The following is a 14,628-nucleotide window of genomic DNA, read 5'->3' on the forward strand; positions in this document are numbered from 1 at the left end:
GACGACCTAGCGCATCCGAACGACCACCCGGTCGGGCCGTGCGTCGTCGTCGAGCAGGATCGCGTCGGCCTTCGCACCACGTTTGTCGAGCTCGGCGACCACCCTCGCGGCCTGTTCGAGCTTGCGGCGGAACGGGGCCTCCCCGAGCTCGATGGTCATCGCGCTCTTGCCGACCACGAGCGACGAGGAGAGCGTGCCCGACACGTGGACCTCTTGGAGCGGTGACCGCTTCGCGAGCGACGTCCGCTCGTACTCCGCGGCGAGCTCGAGCCCCCTCTTCACCGCGGCCTCGGCGCCCTTTTTGTCTTCGGTCAGGAGCTGCACGGTGATGCCGGTGACGATGGGGAGGTCGGTCGGATCTCCGGGCTCGAGCTTCTTGAAGAGCTCGCCCTCGGCCGTGACCAGGTACGTGTCCCCGGCGGCGACGAGCCCCGCGGCCTTCCGCTCCTCGATCGAGATGGTGACGGTCCCGGGCAGACGGCGCTCGAGGCGCGCCTCTTTCACCCAAGGGTCTTGGAGGATCTGCGCGCGCGCCGCATCCAGGTCGACCGAGAACACGTTGCGGCCTTTCGTTACCCCGGACAGCGCCACGATCTCGTCCACGGACCTGTGCTTCTGCCCGAGCACGATCACCTCGTTCACCGCGAAGCGAGGGGTGGTTTTGACGTATTTTCGCGCGGAGTAGGCCACACCGAACGCGAGGCCGACGACGAGCACGAGGCCCGCGAGGACGCGACCGAACGCCACGGCCCGCGCGAGCCCGGGCCCGAGCGGCGCGCGCTTCGGCCCTGCGGCGGGGGGCGCTTCGGCTCGACGCTTCCGTGCCGGAGCGGGCTCGAGGGGCTCGGCGGGGGCGGCTTCGTCGAGCTCGTCGACGCGGAGCTTTCGGTTCGAGGGGCGCATCAGGCAGGGTCCTTGGCCTCGGCCTCGAGGCGCTTCGAGAGCTCGCGGATCTGGGCGTTGATGTCCCCTGCCCCGAGCGCGAACACGATGTCGCCCGGGCGCACGATCTTCTCGAGCTCTGCGGCGACGTCTTTCTTGTCGGCGACGTAGCGCACGTTTTTGTGGCCGTGCGCGCGGATCGCGTTGGCCAAGTGCTCGCCGTTCGCACCGGCGATCGGCGCCTCGCCCGCGGCGTACACCTCCGTCACGAGGAGCACGTCGGCTTTGTTGAAGGCGCGCGTGAACTCACCGAAGAGGTCCCTCGTGCGCGTGTACCTGTGCGGCTGGAACGCCACGACCACGCGCCGCTCGAACCCTCGCTGCGCGGCGTCGAGCGTGACCTCGACCTCGGCCGGGTGATGGCCGTAGTCGTCGATGAGGAGCACGTCGCCCGTCTTGCCCCCGCGCGTGATCGTGGGCTGGGAGACCACCGTGAAGCGCCGCTGGACACCATGGAACCCAGCGATCGCCTCTTTGACCACGTCGAGCGGGACCTCGAGCTCGTCGGCCACGGCGATCACGGCGAGGGCGTTCAACACGTTGTGCGCGCCCGGCATGCGCACGGTGAACTCCCCGAGCGGCTCGCCGCGCTTCGTGGCCTCGAACCGGGTCGAGAAGCCGAGGTACTGCTCGTGGCGCGCGCGGAAGTCGGCCTGACGCGACACGCCGTACGTCATCACGCGGCGCCCGACACGCGGCACGATCTCTTGGACGTGCGGGTGGTCCATGCACATGATCGCGAGGCCGTAGAACGGAATTTTGTTCGCGAACTCGACGAACGCGTCCTTCACGCCGGCGTGCGAGCCGTAGTGATCGAGGTGCTCCGCGTCGATGTTCGTGATGACGCCGATCGTCGGCGTGAGGCGCAGGAACGAGCCGTCGGACTCGTCGGCCTCGGCCACGAAGAGATCCCCCGCCCCGAGACGCGCGTTCGAGCCGAGGGCGTTGACCTTGCCCCCGACGACTACGGTCGGATCGAGGCCGGCGGCGCGGAGCACCGTGGCCACGAGCGACGTCGTGGTCGTCTTCCCGTGGGAGCCCGCGATGGCAACCGTGTATTTTACACGCATCAGCTCGGCGAGCATCTCGCCGCGCGGGATGATGGGGATGTCGAGGGCCCGCGCGCGGACGAGCTCGGGGTTGTCGGGCTTGATGGCGGACGAGTACACGACGACGTCGGCGCCGACGACGTTCTCGGCCCGGTGCCCCGTGACCACGCGCACCCCGAGCGTCTCGAGGCGCTTCGTGATGTCGTTCCCTTTGAGGTCCGAGCCCGACACCTCGAAGTCCATCGTGCGCAGGATCTCGGCGAGGCCGCTCATCCCGATGCCACCGATCCCGACGAAATGCACGCTCCTCACACGACCGCGAAACATCAGTGAACCTCCCGGGGCCGGCGCGCGCCGGTCGTGGAACCACGCTCTTGAGACCGCAGCGTGAGCCCGCATAGCTCGACGACGTCGCACGCGACCTCGATCGCCGCGTCGGGTCGCCCGGCGCGCTGCGCGGCACGAGCCATGTTCGAGCGCAGCTCCGGGTCCGCGAGCACGCGGGTTATCTCGGACGACAAACGGTCCACCGTGGCCCGGTCCTGCGCCACCACGCGGCAGGCGCCTCGTCCTTCGTAGAGCAGGGCGTTCTTCAGCTGGTGGTCGTCCGCCGCGTAGGGAAAGGGCACGAGCAGGCTCGGCCGGCCGAGGCACGCGATCTCGGCCACGGTGACGGCGCCTGCCCGCGCGACGACCAGATCGCTCGAGGCGATCTCCTGGGCCACGTCGTCGAGGAAGTCCACGCATCGCACGTTCGCGACGCCCGCGCGGTCGTAGAGGGCGCGCACGAGGGGCTCCTTGTCTCTGCCCGTCTGGTGCACGACGGAGAGCCCGGAGACGTCCTTCGCCACCTTGCCGAGCGCGGGTGGCAGGCGCTCGTTCAACGCCTGAGCGCCGAGGCTCCCCCCGAGGACGAGCACCTTGCGGGACGGACCCGGCTCGTACGTGCGCGGTACGAACCCGCGCCGCAGCGGCACGCCGAACGCACGCGCCCGATCCCCGCCGAACGTCGCCTTGACCTCGTCCCAGGCGACGTAGGCGCGAGTGGTGAAACGTGCGAGAGCCCGGTGCGTGAACCCGGGCACGGCGTTCGGCTCGATGACGAGGAGCGGCACCCCGGTCGCGACCGCGAAGACCGACGCGGGCCCCGCCGAGTAGCCACCGACCGACACGACCGCCTTCGGTTTGTACTTCCGAAACTCGGCGGCCACGGCCCCGAGAGAGGCGACGACGGAGAGCGCGCCCTTCGCGAAGCGCACGGGGCCCCCGCCCTTCATCGGCGAGACGGGCAAGAGCTCGAGCGGGTATCCGCGCTCGGGCACGACACGCGACTCGAGGCCGCGCGCCGTCCCGAAGAAGCGGCACTCGACGTCGGCCACGCTCGTGAGCGCGTCGGCCACGGCGAGCCCCGGGAAGACGTGGCCTCCCGTCCCGCCCGCACAGACGAAGACCGTGTCTTTCACTCGGCACCTTCCGCGTCGTCGAGCCCGGGCAGCGCGAGGTCGTCTCCGGCGCCGTCTCCGTCCGTGGGGAGCCCTTCGTCGCCATCGCGGCGGCGCTCGGACACGTCGGGAGGGAGCGGCGTCTCGTAGACGGTCTTCTTCTCGCCCTGACGCGAGATGTTGAGCAGCACGCCGGCCGCGATGGCGTTCATGAGCAGCGACGAGCCGCCGTAGCTGATGAACGGGAGCGTGAGGCCCTTCGTGGGGAGGATCGCGAGCGCCACGGAGAGGTTCAAGATCGCCTGGATCCCGAACATGGCCGAGATCCCGAACGCGAGGTAGCTCCCGTAGTCGTCGGGGGCGCGGAGGGCCGCGCGCACGCCGCGCGCGACGAGCGTGAAGAAGATGGCCGAGAGGCCGAGCACGCCGACGAACCCGAGTTCCTCGCCGACGATCGCGGCGACGAAGTCGTTGTGGGCCTCGGGGAGGTAGAGCGTCTGGAGGCCGCGGCCGATGCCGAGCCCGAACGTGCCCCCGGAGCCGAACGACATGACCGACTGGAACGGCTGGTACGCGAGGTCTTGCCGGTGCGCGTCCATGTTCATCCACGCGAGGTAGCGGGCGTACCGGTACTCGCGCGACACGATCGAGATGACGGCGAAGGCCCCGCCCAAGATGGTGGCGCCGAGGATGTACCCGACCTTCGCGCCCGCGACGAACAGCATCGTGAACGTGAGGAGCAAGAGCACGACGGCCGACCCGAAGTCCGGCTGCTTCATGCAGAGGAGCACGAACACCCCGGCGACGAGGAGGTGAGGCAAGAAGCCCACGGTGAACGTCTTCACCTTCTCGGCCTTCTTCGCGAGCGAGTAGGCGAGCCACGACACGAGCGCGAGCTTCGCGAGCTCGGCCGGTTGGATGTGGATCGGGCCGACGGAGAGCCAACGCGTCGCGCCGCCGCCCGTGTGACCGAAGCCGGCGACGCACAAGACGAGGAGCGCCCCGACCGAGACGAGCACCGGGTAGGTGAGCTTGTAGAGCCTGTGGTAGTCGAAGAGGCTCGTCACGAAGAAGAGCGTCAGCGCCACGAGCGCGAAGGACCCCTGACGCTTCAAGAAGAACTGAGGGTCGTGGTGCTGCGTCGTGCCTTGAACGGTCGACGCGCTGTAGACCATCACGACGCCGAAGCCGATGAGCGCGACGACGACGGCCGCGAGCACGAGATCCACGGGGCGCTGCGACGCCTCCTCGTTCGGCTTCGCGTCGAGGGGCACGGCCAGGTTCTTCACGGCCTCGACCGGGTCACGGCGGACGTTGCGGAAGCTCACGACGAACCTCCTTTTCCTTCGAGGTTACGGACACATGCGGCGAACACGTCGCCGCGCTCCTTGTAGTCCTTGAACATGTCGAAGCTCGAGCACGCGGGCGAGAGCAGCACGGCGTCGCCCGGCTTCGCGAGGGAGCGCGCGCGGCGCACGGCGTCGGCCATGTCGGTCGCGACCTCGAAGGGGACGGCGTCACCGATGGCGCCTCCGATGAGCGGAGCTGCCTCGCCGAAGACGACGGCGGCGCGGGCCTTCTCGCGGAGCGCGGCGACGAGCGGGGCGTAGCTGCCGCCCTTGTCTTTTCCGCCGAGCAGCACGACGGCCTTCGGCTCCGTGAGGCCCAAGATGGCCGTGACCGAGGCGCCGACGTTGGTGCCCTTCGAGTCGTCGTAGTAGCGCACCCCGTCCACTTCGGCGACGAGCGCGGTGCGGTGCTCGAGGCCGGAGAACCGCGCGAGCACGCGCTTCACGTCGCCCTCCGAGACCCCGAGGTCGACCACGGCCGCGAGCGCCGCGGCGACGTTGAGCGCATTGTGGCCGCCGGCGAGGCGAATATCCGACCGCGGGTAGGCCGCGCCGAGCGAGCGCTCGAGGACCACCGCGTCGGTCACGAGCACGTCGGCCCGAGGGTCGGCGCCGAAGGTCTTGATGCGACCACGACCGCGCCGCGCCTGCGCGAGGCACACCTCGTCCCCGAAGGGCACGACGGCGAGATCGGCGGGACCTTGCGCCACGAACGCGTTCCCTTTCGCGTCGGCGTACGCGTCGAACGACGGGTAGCGATCGAGGTGATCGGGGGTCACGTTCAAGAGGAGCGAGACGCGCGGGCAGAAGCGGGACACGCGCTCCATTTGGAAGCTCGAGACCTCGAGCACCACGAAGTCGAACGTCTCGTCCACGTGGGCCGACAGCGGCTCTCCGAGGTTTCCGCCGGTGAAAACGCTACGGCCGCCCTCGGCGAGGAGCTCGCCGATCAAGGTCGTCACGGTCGACTTTCCGTTCGTGCCGCCCACGGCCACGATCGGCGCGGGGTGAGACAAACAACGGACGGCGAGCTCGACCTCGGACACGATCTCGGCGCCGCGGCGCTGGGCGGCGTCGAGCTCGGGGAAAGGCGGCACCCCGGGGGAGAGCACGACGAGGTCCGACTCTTCGATGCCTTTTCCCGAGTGCCCTCCCAGGGCCGACACGGCGCCGCGGGAGAGCAGAGGCTCGAGCCCGGTGACCGAATCTTTGGAGTCGTTGAGTGTCACTTTCGCGCCGCGGGAGAGGCAGAGCTCGGCCGCGGCGAGGCCACTCTTCCCGAGGCCGACGACGGTCACACGTTTGTCGCGAAGGTCTTCCACGGTGTCACCTGAGCTTCAGGCTCGAGAGCGCGACGAGCGCGAGGAGCACGCTGATAATCCAGAATCGAACGATGATCTTCGGCTCGGCCCACCCCTTTTTTTCGTAGTGGTGGTGGATGGGGGCCATCAAGAACACCCGCTTCCCGGTGAGCTTGAACGAGGTCACCTGGACGATGACGCTCACGGCCTCGAGGAAGAAGATGCCGCCGAGCACGATGCTGAGGAGCTCGTTCTTCGTGAACACGGCGCACATGCCGAGCCCGCCGCCGAGCGCGAGCGAGCCCACGTCGCCCATGAACACTTGCGCGGGGTACGTGTTGTACCAAAGGAAGCCGATGCCCGCGCCCACGACGGCCCCGCAATAGATGGAGAGCTCACCCGCGCTGGCGATCCCCGGGATATCCAAATAGCGAGCGACCACGAGGCGCTGCGACACGTTGGCGATACCGAGGCTCGCACCGGCGAGATAGGCCCAGAGCAGGTACGTTCCGCCGTTGATGATGACCGGCCCGATGGCGAGACCGTCGAGGCCGTCGGTGAGGTTCACGGCGTTCGACCAGGCGACCACCACGAAGATGGCGAATGCCAGGTAGAGGTACGGGTTCAACGACACGGGGTGCTTCTCGAAGGCCACGAAGGGGATCGAGAGGCGGTCGCGGATCGCCCACCAGTCGGCGGGCACGGCGCTCTGCTTGAAGAACACGTAGGCGAGCACGCCGCCCCCGATGACGAGCTGGCCGAGCAGCTTGAAGCGGCCGGGCACTCCCTTCGAGTTCTTCGCTTTGATCTTGAGGTAGTCGTCGAGGTACCCGATGACACCGTAGCCGGCCGTGACGGCCGTCGTGGCCCACACGAAGGGGTTGTGGAGATCGCACCAGAGGATGGTGGGCACGAGCACGCTGAGCAAGATGAGCGCGCCGCCCATGGTGGGCGTGCCTTGTTTGACCTTGTGGCTCTGGGGGCCGTCGTCGCGCACCACCTGCCCGATCTGCTTCTTCTGGAGCTCGCGGATGAACCACGGCGACAAGAAGAAGGAGAAGAGCATGGCGGTGAGCGTCGCCATGATGATCCGGAAGGGGACGTACCGAAGGACGTTGAGCCACCCGAGCCACGCGGCCGAGGTGCGGAGCGGAAAGAGGTACTCGTAGATCACCGCGCGACCTCTCCCGATGCGACGCGACGACCGTGCGCGGCGACGAGCGCTGCGACGACCTTCTCCGTGGTGATGCTTCTCGAGCCCTTCACGAGGACGATGTCGCTCGAATCGATGTGAGAAGTCACGAAAGTGGCGGCGTCTTCTGCGCTCATGTATTCAAATGTAGGCACGCCGGCGGCCCGTGTCGCGTCGGCGACCCTGGAAATCAAGCCTCCGCACGAGACCATCACGTCGACGCCGGCCGCGACGGCGCGCGCCCCGAGGCGCACGTGCTCTTCGTCGGCCAAGGCTCCGAGCTCCCGCATTTCGCCGAGCACGGCCACCTTGCGGCGCCCTTCGCCGAGCTCACGAAGCACCGACAGCGCGGCTTCCATGCTCTGCGGGTTCGCGTTGTACGAGTCGTCGACGAGGAGGGCCCCGTTCCCGAGGACCACGAGCTGCCCTCGACCGGAGAGCTCCGTCCTCGCGACCGCGCCTTCGATCTCGCCCCTCGTGAGGGCTCTGCCCAGCGCCACTTCGGCCGCCGCAAGGGCCGCGCAGAGATCGATGGCCGCGTGCTCACCGAGCAGCTCGAAGCTCACTGCGATTTCGCCGTAGGGGCGCGTGATGCTGACCTCCGAGCCACGGACGCCGTCGACGCGGCGGTCGACGAGCCGGTAGTCGGCCTCCGGCGCGCGCCCGAACGTGACGGCCCGTGCGCCCTTGGACCGCATCACCTCGCGCACCGACATGTCGCAGTCCGCGTTCACGATCGCGGTGCCGTGAGGATCGAGCCCCGCGAAGAGATCACCCTTCTCGCGCGCTACGCCCTCGCGGCCCCCTACCCCTTCGGAGTGCGCGACGCCGATGTTGGTCACGATCGCCACGTCGGGCCGGGCGATCTTGGCCATCGCCGCGATCTCGCCCGGCACGCTCATGCCCACCTCGAGCACGACGAACGTGTGCTCCTGCGTCACGGTGAGCACCGTCGACGGCATCCCGATGCGGTTGTTCAGGTTCCCGCGGGTCTTTTGGACGATGGCCGACGGCTCCCCTGCCGGCACGCCGTTCGTCGCGAGGAGGGCCGCGGTGAGCTCTTTGGTGGTGGTTTTTCCCGCCGAGCCCGTCACGGCGACGACGCGCCGCTTCGGGTCGGAGGCGCGGAGTCGCTCGAGGTGGTGTGCGGCGATGGAGCCGAGCGCAGTGAGGGTGTCGTCGACCTCGACGAAGGCGCTCTTCGTGAGCGCGCGACCACGGCCGCGGGCGCACACGACGAGCTTCGCGACGCCGTCGATGCGGTCGAGGAACGAGTGCCCGTCCATCTTCTCGCCGACGAGCGGCACGAACACGTCGGCCCGGCCCGCGGAGACCACGCGAGAGTCCGTCGTGACGCCGACGAGCACGTCGAGGTCTCGGCCGTGGGTCACGAGCACCCCCGCCGTCGCGCGGGCCACGTCGTCTGCGCGGAGCTCCGCTCGATTGTCGGGGATGGGGGTCGCCACGTCAGTCTCTCCTGGTTCCTCGCGCGCGCCGCACGGCCAGCGCGGCCCGCGCCTCTTCGCGATCGTCGAAGTGCCGCTTCTCGTTCCCGAGGATTTGGTAGTCCTCGTGCCCCTTGCCGGCGAGCAGCACGATGTCGCCCGGCCGCGCCGCCGAGATCGCCTCGAAGATCGCGCGCTTACGATCGACGATCGTCACGAGCCCGGCGTCCGCGGAGGCGAGATCCTCGGCCGAGATCGGGGCCTTGCCCGCCTCGAGCACGCCCGAAGCCACGGCCTGCACGATGAGCTCGGGGTCCTCGCTGCGAGGGTTGTCGGAGGTCACGATCACGACGTCGGCGCGCTCGCCGGCGGCGAGGCCCATGGGCCCGCGCTTCGTCGTGTCGCGATCGCCCCCGCAGCCGAACACCACGATGAGCCGGCCGTCGCGGAAGGAAGCGAGGCTGTCGAGCGCGCGGGCGAGGGCGTCCGGAGTGTGCGCGTAGTCGACGAGGACACGCACGTCGTCCTCCGGCCCATCGCATCGCTCGAGGCGGCCGGGCGCGCCGAGCTCGTCCTCGAGGGCCGCGGCGACCTCGAGCGGGTCGGCGTCGAGGGCGATCGCCACGCCGAGCGCGACCATCAGGTTCTCGACGTTGTGGAGCCCCATGAGCTTCGAGCGCATCGGGAGGTCGCCGTACGGGGTCTGCACCTTGAGGCGAACGCCCGAGGGCAGGTGCTCGATCGAGAGCGGCACGATATCGGCGTCTTTCCCGGGGGATCGGCGCACACGGAGGAGCGGCGCACGGACCCGCGAGGCGATGCGCTCCCCGACCGGATCGTCGACGTTCACGACCGCCGTACCGGGCCCGAGCTCGGTGAAGAGGCGCGCCTTCGCCTCCGCGTACTCCTCGAGGGTCTTGTGGAAGTCGAGGTGGTCTTGGCTCAGGTTCGTGAAGGCCGCGACGCGGAACCGCACGGCCTCGACCCGCTTCTGCGCGAGCGCGTGCGACGAGACCTCCATCGCGACCGTCGACGCCCCCTTCGCGCGCATACGCGCGAGCACGCGGGTGAGCTCGTCGGCCTCGGGCGTCGTGTGCGAGGCGGGCTCGAGCTCTCCCCCGAACCCGTAACCGACGGTGCCGATCGTGCCGCAGACCGGGCGCTTCGCCGCGCCATCGAGCGCCGCGCGCACGAGGTGAGCCGTGGTCGTCTTGCCGTTCGTCCCGGTGATGCCGACCACGTCGAGCGAGAACGAGGGCTGCCCGTAGACGGCCGCCGCGGCGTACGCGAGCCCGAGCTCCGGGTAGGGCGTGAGCACCACGGGCACGCGCAGCCCCTCGGGCAAAATAATGTGTTCTTTCGAAAGGATAGCGACGGCACCCGCCCTCACGGCGGCCTCGGCGAAGCGCGCCCCGTCGGACTCCGAGCCTCGCCGGGCGACGAAGAGATCTCCGGGCTCGATAGCGCGCGAGTCGTGGCGGACCCCCGTCACGCGCACGTCCTCCGAGCCCTCGGGCACGGCGTCGACGTGGGGAATCTCGCGCGCGACGTCCGCGAGGCGCATGCCCCTCGAGGGCGCGCCACGGGTCATGACGCGGGCTCGAACACGAGGCGCACCGAGCTGCCCTTGGGGACCGCCTGGCCGGGCTGGGGGTTCTGCCGAACGAGCTTCCCGGTCCCCTCGATCTCGGGGACGAGCCCGGCGGCTCCGACGGCGCGCACGGCGTCGCGGGCGGCGAGGCCCGACGCATCGGGGACACGCACGGTGTTCGGAGGCGGGGGCCCCATCGCGAGCGACTCGCTCGGGGGATCGGCGGTCTTCTTGGGGCGGAGCGCCGCGAGCGCCACGTCGGCCGGATCGTTCGTGCGCGTGACCTGGGCGATCTTCGGCTGCGCGTTGCTCGGGGGCACACCGAGGTAGCGGAGGCTCGCCTCGGCGACGCGACGGAACACGGGGCCGGCGAGGTCTCCGCCGTAGCGACCGATCATGGGCTCGTCGAGCACGACGGCCACGACGAGGCGCGGCTTCTCGGCCGGCACGAACCCGACGAACGAGGCGGTGTACTTGTCCTCCGAGTACTTGCCCGTGGCCGGATCGGCCTTCTGCGCGGTGGCGGTCTTCCCGGCCACGCGGTACCCGTTCATGGCGGCCTCGACGCCGGTGCCGCCCTCTTCGACGACCGCCGTGAGCATCTCGCCCATCATCTTGGCGACGTGCGCCGGCACGGCCTCGCGACGCACGTGCGGAGGCCACTCGCGCACCACGTTGCCGCGGGCGTCCGTGATCTTGCGCACCAAGATGGGCTCCATGAGCTTGCCACCGTTCGCGATGGCCGACATGGCCACCGCGAGCTGCATGGTGGTCACGCTCACGCCCTGGCCGAACGACGCGTTCGCGGTCTCGACCTCGAACCACGGGCGCCCCTTCGGGCGAAGCACACCCGACGCCTCGCCCGGCAACGGCAGGCCCGTGGGCTCGCCGAAGCCGAACCTGCGGAACGCCGAGTAGAGCCCGGGCTCGCCGAGGTTGAGCGCGATCTTGAGCGTGCCGATGTTCGAGCTCTTCGCGAGGATCTGGGTCGGCGCGAGCCACTCCGACACGTGGGTGTCGTGGATGGTCACGTTCGCGAGCTTGTACGAGCCCTTCTCGCAGTAGATTTGTTCGGTCGGCTTGAGCGACCCCGACGCCAGCGCCGCCGAGATCGTGAACACCTTCATGACCGAGCCGGGCTCGAAGCGGTCGGTCACGACGCGGTCGCGCCGGGCGTCGACCTCGGAGTCGCCGTAGTCGTTCGGGTTGTAGCCCGGCGTCGACGCGAGCGAGAGCACCTCGCCCGTCAGCGGATCCATGACGACGAGCATGGCGCCCTTCGTCTCGTAGGTGCGCTGCGCGATGTCGAGCTCGCGCTCGACGACGTGTTGGATGCCCTCGTCGATCGAGAGGTGAAGGTCGTGCCCGGCGAGGGCCTGCTCGTCGGTCGCGCCCTCGGAGAAGATGAGCCTGCCCGCGCGATCGCGGATGCCGTGCATCTCTTCGAGGTGGCCGCGGAGCTCCTCGTTCATGGAGAGCTCGAGCCCGTCTTTGCCTTCACCGTCGGGGGCGACGAAGCCGAGCACCGGCCCCAAGAGCTCGCGCCCGGGGTAGTACCGTTTGCCTTCGCCCTCGATCGCGAGGCCCTTCACGGGCTTCACGCCGGGCGGCTGCGCCTTCGGATCGCCGAGGGCTCGGATCTGCGCGGCCTCGTCGCCCGGGATGCGGCGCTTCAGCCAAATGAAGCGCCTCTTCGACGAGAGCTTCTGCTCGACCTCGTTCGCGTCGAGCTTGAGGGCTTGCGCGATGCGCACCGAGGCGTCGTGCACGATGGCCTTCTGGGCCTCGGGCTTGTCGACGCCGCGCAGGAGCTCGACGACGTCCATCGTGACCGAAGGCACCTCGACGCTGACGGCGAGCGACGCCCCGTTGCGGTCGTAGACGCTCCCGCGCTTCGGCTCGACGTGAAGCCTCCGCTGGCGCTGGTTCTCGGCGGCCTCACGCCACGCGGCGCCGTCGTCGATCTGGACGCGGTACGCGCCGGAGACGACACCACCCAGGCCCAACGCCATGATTCCACACAGGATTCCCATGCGGAGGCGCATCCATTTCGCGCGCTCGGGGGGCAGGTTCCTCATGGCCGCCTCTCCATGCCCTCCTGGGCCTGCGCGGTCTTGATGGGCTCGCTCGGCGCGCCCTCGTCCTTGCCGAGGGCCGGGAGGACGACCACGCGATCGGGCGACGGCGGCTCCATGCCGAGCAGCGTGCGCGCCACGATGTCGACGCGCTCGGGCGTCTTGTAGCTCGCGGCCTCGAGCTCGAGCACCCGCTTCACGTCGCGGAGGCGCGCCTGCTCGGCACGCGCGCGACCGAGCTCGTACCCGAGCGACACGGTGCGACCGCGGAGGGCCAAATGCACCACGAACGCGCTCACCGTGGCGAGCACGGCCAAGGTCCACGTGACGAGGAACGTCCGTGCGCGTTTGACGCTGCGGCTCATTCGTCGCCTCCTCGTTCGTAGCGCCGGGGGGCCTCGCTCGAGAACGTGGCCGCGCGGAGCTTTGCGCTACGGGAGCGCGGGTTCTCGACGCACTCGGCCTCGGTCGCGACCTGGGGCTTCTTGGTGAGCGGCACGAAGGGGCCCTTCTGGAAGGCGCGCTTCACGAGGCGATCCTCGTGCGAGTGGAAGCTCAAGATCGCCGCGTTCGCGCCCTCGGCGAGCACGTTCGGCAACGCCTCGAGCAGCGCCTCGAGCTGGCCGAGCTCGTCGTTCACCCGGATGCGAAGGGCCTGGAAGGTACGAGTCGCCGGGTCGACGCCCCCGACACGCTGCGGCCCCACCGCCCGCACGACCGCGCGGCGCAGGTCGAGGGTGGTGACGAGCTCACCGTCGGCGTAGGCCTTCTTCACGCTGCGCGCGATGCGGCGCGATCGTCGCTCGTCGCCGTAGCGGAAGATGACGTCGGCGAGCTCGTCGTCCGAGAGCTCGGCGATGAGGTCGAGGGCCGTCTCGCCGCTCGATTGGTCCATGCGCATGTCGATGGGCCCCTCGCGGCGGAAGCTCATCCCGCGCGACGCCTCGTCGAGCTGAGGGGAGCTCACGCCGAGGTCGGCGCAGAGCCCGTCGACGCGCGCGATCCCGAGCTCGTCGAGCGCCTCGCGGATGCGACCGAACGGAGAGCGAACGAACGTGACGCGGTCTCCGAAGGCGGCGAGCGCGACCTTGGTCGAGGCGAGGGCGACGTCGTCGCGATCGAAGGCGATCACACGAACGTTCGGCGCCTTCTCGAGCAGGGCGCGCGTGTGGCCGCCGCCGCCGAGCGTGCAGTCGACGACCACCCCGGTCATCTCGGGGAGGGTCACGACGGCGTCGCGCACCTCGTCCCGCATCACGGTCACGTGGGCGAACTCTTGCGTCACGGCATCCTCCAACGGGTCCTCGGTCCAGACCCACTCGGCCTCGGCGGCCGCGTCCACCGCCACTCCGGGGAGGGCGAGCTGTGCCTCTGCGCGCGCGCCGCTCATAGCCCGAGCTCCGCGAGGCGCGAGGCGATCTCGACGCGCTCGTCCTCGGTGGTCTCGAAGTGGCTCTTCCAGCGGGCCTTGTCCCACAGCTCGGCGTACTTGCCCGAGCCGGCCCAGAGCACGTCCTTCTCGAGGCCGGCGTGCTCGCGGAGCGTGGGCGGCACCAAGATGCGGCCCGAGTCGTCGACGTCGCACTCGACCGCGCCCGACACGTAGATGCGCCGGAGCTTCTGCACCGCGCGGTCGAACTGCGGGAGCTTCGCGAGCTTCTCCTCGAAGGCGGCCCACTCGGGGGGCGTGTACGCCACGAGGCACGGGTCGAGGCCGCTCGTCAGCACGATGCGGCGCTCCGAGATGGACGAAAGGACGTCGCGGTACCGAGCCGGGAGGCTCGTCCGTCCTTTTGCATCCATCGTGTGCTCGTACCGGCCGCGAAACACCGTGCCCTCACGCGCTTCGGGGAGTCCGTGGCACCTCCGCCCCGTCTACGGGCCGGATTGGTACTTCTTGCCACTTCATCCCACGTCCAGCCGCCACCCTATGGAGTTGGGCACAACTGTGTCAACAATCTGCGGCGCTTTGTTGCCCTCATGTAGGCGGGTGTGCGTTCTCTGGGTTTCCTGCAGCACCGGGCGCGTGTTCAGGCCCGCCGGGACCTTATCCATGGTCCCCGCGGATGGACAAGTTCGGCGCGATGGCGCTCGAAGCGCCTTTTCTTGGCCTTTGACGCGCGTGCCCCCGAGGGGGACCCCGCGAGGCACAAGGCGACCAACGGCTCCCCCGAGGAGAACGGCACGGCCTTCCGGAGGAGCGCAGGCCCCAAATGGGCGAAGGGCGCGTGAGGCCTCGGCC

12 protein-coding genes are annotated in these 14,628 nt (G+C 69.7%); all 12 read right to left on the bottom strand.

Features of this window, described 5'->3' with window-relative positions:
* Nucleotides 1-6: 6 nt before the first annotated feature.
* The 12 genes from IPK71_32550 to mraZ are packed head-to-tail and all read right to left on the bottom strand — an operon-like array spanning nt 7 to nt 14,189.
* Nucleotides 7-903, bottom strand: a complete 897-nt coding sequence (locus IPK71_32550; protein MBK8218487.1) for an FtsQ-type POTRA domain-containing protein — start codon at nt 901-903, stop codon at nt 7-9.
* Nucleotides 903-2,318, bottom strand: a complete 1,416-nt coding sequence (locus IPK71_32555) for a UDP-N-acetylmuramate--L-alanine ligase (protein ID MBK8218488.1) — start codon at nt 2,316-2,318, stop codon at nt 903-905. The genes IPK71_32550 and IPK71_32555 overlap by 1 nt, the downstream gene beginning before the upstream one ends.
* On the bottom strand, nt 2,318-3,454 hold the full coding sequence (locus tag IPK71_32560; GenBank protein MBK8218489.1) for a UDP-N-acetylglucosamine--N-acetylmuramyl-(pentapeptide) pyrophosphoryl-undecaprenol N-acetylglucosamine transferase: 1,137 nt from the start codon (nt 3,452-3,454) through the stop codon (nt 2,318-2,320). The genes IPK71_32555 and IPK71_32560 overlap by 1 nt, the downstream gene beginning before the upstream one ends.
* Entirely contained in the window at nt 3,451-4,761 is a 1,311-nt protein-coding gene (ftsW, locus tag IPK71_32565) for a putative lipid II flippase FtsW (GenBank protein MBK8218490.1), read from the bottom strand. Before ftsW ends, IPK71_32560 begins: the two co-directional genes overlap by 4 nt.
* Nucleotides 4,758-6,080, bottom strand: coding sequence for a UDP-N-acetylmuramoyl-L-alanine--D-glutamate ligase (murD, locus tag IPK71_32570; GenBank protein MBK8218491.1), 1,323 nt, complete (start codon nt 6,078-6,080; stop codon nt 4,758-4,760). The genes ftsW and murD overlap by 4 nt, the downstream gene beginning before the upstream one ends.
* 28 nt (nt 6,081-6,108) lie before the next feature.
* Nucleotides 6,109-7,257, bottom strand: coding sequence for a phospho-N-acetylmuramoyl-pentapeptide-transferase (locus tag IPK71_32575; protein MBK8218492.1), 1,149 nt, complete (start codon nt 7,255-7,257; stop codon nt 6,109-6,111).
* Nucleotides 7,254-8,741: a UDP-N-acetylmuramoyl-tripeptide--D-alanyl-D-alanine ligase gene (locus tag IPK71_32580; GenBank protein MBK8218493.1), complete on the bottom strand. Its 1,488-nt coding sequence runs from the start codon at nt 8,739-8,741 to the stop codon at nt 7,254-7,256. Before IPK71_32580 ends, IPK71_32575 begins: the two co-directional genes overlap by 4 nt.
* A gap of 1 nt (nt 8,742) precedes the next feature.
* Entirely contained in the window at nt 8,743-10,311 is a 1,569-nt protein-coding gene (locus IPK71_32585) for a UDP-N-acetylmuramoyl-L-alanyl-D-glutamate--2,6-diaminopimelate ligase (GenBank protein MBK8218494.1), read from the bottom strand.
* The gene (locus tag IPK71_32590) at nt 10,308-12,389 is read right to left on the bottom strand and encodes a transpeptidase family protein (GenBank protein ID MBK8218495.1); all 2,082 of its coding nucleotides are present in this window, start codon (nt 12,387-12,389) and stop codon (nt 10,308-10,310) included. Before IPK71_32590 ends, IPK71_32585 begins: the two co-directional genes overlap by 4 nt.
* Nucleotides 12,386-12,751 (bottom strand): cell division protein FtsL, encoded by a 366-nt coding sequence (locus IPK71_32595; GenBank protein ID MBK8218496.1) that lies wholly within the window; start codon nt 12,749-12,751, stop codon nt 12,386-12,388. Before IPK71_32595 ends, IPK71_32590 begins: the two co-directional genes overlap by 4 nt.
* On the bottom strand, nt 12,748-13,776 hold the full coding sequence (rsmH, locus tag IPK71_32600; protein MBK8218497.1) for a 16S rRNA (cytosine(1402)-N(4))-methyltransferase RsmH: 1,029 nt from the start codon (nt 13,774-13,776) through the stop codon (nt 12,748-12,750). The genes IPK71_32595 and rsmH overlap by 4 nt, the downstream gene beginning before the upstream one ends.
* Nucleotides 13,773-14,189: a division/cell wall cluster transcriptional repressor MraZ gene (gene mraZ / locus IPK71_32605; protein ID MBK8218498.1), complete on the bottom strand. Its 417-nt coding sequence runs from the start codon at nt 14,187-14,189 to the stop codon at nt 13,773-13,775. Before mraZ ends, rsmH begins: the two co-directional genes overlap by 4 nt.
* Nucleotides 14,190-14,628 lie beyond the last annotated feature (439 nt).

The sequence above is a fragment of the Myxococcales bacterium genome (genome assembly GCA_016712525.1).
Taxonomy (GTDB): Bacteria; Myxococcota_A; Polyangia; order Polyangiales; family Polyangiaceae; genus JAAFHV01.